This window comes from Clostridioides sp. ZZV15-6597 (assembly GCF_020657815.1).
Lineage (GTDB): Bacteria > Bacillota > Clostridia > Peptostreptococcales > Peptostreptococcaceae > Clostridioides.
Genome location: NZ_JAGWCT010000202.1, coordinates 1 through 2,650, shown reverse-complemented (window position 1 = coordinate 2,650; position 2,650 = coordinate 1). Strand labels below are relative to the sequence as shown.

2 protein-coding genes are annotated in these 2,650 nt (G+C 25.7%); both read left to right on the top strand.

The annotated features are described in order from the left end of the window. Positions 1 to 159: 159 nt before the first annotated feature. Positions 160 to 1,566, top strand: coding sequence for a metallophosphoesterase (locus KGF52_RS20785; protein ID WP_227841487.1), 1,407 nt, complete (start codon positions 160 to 162; stop codon positions 1,564 to 1,566). Positions 1,567 to 1,793: 227 nt separating this feature from the next. Further along, the gene (locus tag KGF52_RS20780; RefSeq protein ID WP_227841486.1) at positions 1,794 to 1,940 is read left to right on the top strand and encodes a hypothetical protein; all 147 of its coding nucleotides are present in this window, start codon (positions 1,794 to 1,796) and stop codon (positions 1,938 to 1,940) included. Positions 1,941 to 2,650 lie beyond the last annotated feature (710 nt).

Here is a 2,650-nt window from a genome sequence, read left to right as displayed (position 1 = left end):
GTATATGATTTAATTCCTCATAAATTTCAAAAATATACTAAGATAAAGTAATAAGTTTCTAGGGAACTAATAAGTCTTTTAATTGTAAGATATTTTTAATAAATTTGAAATAAATAACTGCTATACTTTATGTATATTTAGTTTTATAGGGGGGATAAAATGAATTTTAAAAATAAAGGCAAAGTATTAAGTTTATGTTTAATCTCAATTTCAATGATATTTACAGGGTGTACTAATCTTAAGGAGGAGAAAACCACTAAAATCAATATATTAGCAACTACAGACTTACATGGAGAAGTTACATATAACATAGCTGAAAAAATAAACGAAGAAAGAAAAAAAGACTCTAATATAACATTAGTAGATGCAGGAGATTTTTATGATTCAGATGGTTTAGGGGCAATGAATCAATATCTTAGTGAGGCTCGAGATGCTTACGAAAAAGATGAGGTAATTAAAAAAGAAGTACCTATAGTTAGACAAATGAGTGAAGTTAAATATGATGCAGTAGTACTTGGTAATCATGAGTTTGTTTCTAGTTCTAAAAAAAATTTAGATAAAATAATAAATGAATTTAACAGTGAAAATATAGAAGTTTTATCTGCAAATACATATAATAGTAACAGTTCAAGTTATGTTAAACCTTACACAATAAAGACAATTGAAACAAAAGATGGTGAAGTTAAGCTTGGTATACTTGGTCTTACAATCAAGGAAGTCGGAGAAGGATGGGATTTTGATGAAAACGGAAATAAAATTAAGGCTAAGTCCAGAGATTTAAAAGATATGGTTACATACCAGGATTTATATATGAATGATATAATAGAAGATGCTAAAAAATGGGTGAAGGAAATAAAAGAAAAAGAAAATCCAGATATACTATTAGCCGTAGTACATAGTGGAGAAAAACCTAAAAAGCCTAAAAATCCAGGTAATAGAATACAAGAACTAGCTAAAGAAGTTGCTGGAATTGATGCGATAGTAGCGGGCCATACTCATAAGGAAATTGAACAACATGATTATACAAATAATAAAGGTGAAAATGTAATAGTTACACAACCAGGCAGCCATAACTCTTGTATATCAAAAATAACATTTGAATTAGAAAAAGATGATAATACTTGGAAAGTACAAAATAAATATTCAAAGTTAACTAAGCTAGAAGAAGATAAAAGTTTAGAAAATTTTGGTGATTTGATAACAAATTTACATGAGTTAAATGATAAAAAGAGCGAAGTGAATTTGTCATCATTAAGTAAATTCAAATGGGACAGAGCTTATTTATTTAGCAATGATACTAGTGTTGAAAAGATGTACGATATAGTTGGCTATAAATGGAAAAATCTTATAGATATAGAAAATGATAATAGAATTAAGATGGTATTTATGAAAGATGAAAAAGTTTCCTCATATGCTTGTTTTAATGGAAAAGACTTTGGTATAGACTTAAAAGTAGATAAATCTAAGTATCAAGATGGTGTACTAGAGATACTACCTAAAAAGAATGATAAATTTGAAATAAAGAAAAATAGTGAAGGATATGATATTCAGTTAGTGTATAAATAACAACCAGCAGTTAAATTTAGTTTATTGTATTTTAAATGAAAGTAATGCCCTTAAAATCCAAATAAATGGATTTTAAGGGCATTTTTACTAGATATCTTTAAATAAGTCTTTAGATGCTAGTATTCCTTGTAAGTGTATACAAAAACATCTACTTTAGTGTACGATTTGATTAATACAGGTTATTTTAATATAATATAGATAAATAGGAATTTGAAGGAGTAAAAGATATGAAAAATGAAAGTATAAGTTATTTGGGATTAGGATTATGCTTTGGTGTTATTTTAGGTTCAGTATTTAAAAATTTAGCTATTGGCTTATCCCTTGGGTTACTTATTGGAGTAGTGTTAGATAGTAAGAAAAACAAAAATAAATAAAATTTCTATAGTAGAGTATATCTAAAAGTAAGAATTTGTATTGTGATATTAAATTAGGCTACAATCTATCTAAAACTATTTAAATTAGTATCCAAGCTGTACAAGAAATAAAAAATACATTTTTATATAATTTATCTGTATTAAAACAATAAGTCTTAAAATTTAGTTTATGGATTATACTTAGAAAAAAAGCCTTTAGAATCCAAATAAATACATTCTAAGGGTTTTTATTAGATATTTTTAAATAAAAATAAGTTTTTAGAAATTAGTTCAAATTTATCTTTTAAAAACGATTGAACCTTCAATTAAATGTATATGAACTAATTTCCAAAACTTCTCTACATAATTGATTGAGAAGTTCTTCTAGTGTTTCTGCTTTACCTTTACTTGCTAATTTTTTTATTAATGCCATCTTGAACGTATAACTGTATAAATTTATATTCAAATTTTTTCATTTGCTATCTTCTTTTTAATCAATTTTCTATTAACAATACATTTAAAATGTAGATAAAACTAAAAAGGGTTTTCTAGAAAATAAAATCCATTTAATTATACTTACTTACCAATACCATTACTTGATGTAAACAAGATTCCACAACATTTTCACCATACTCTAGTATAAAATCGTTTAACTGCGTATCTATAAAATTACAGTAATCATATGAACTGCATATATAGGCAGTTAGTATATGTGTACTCTTCACCACATT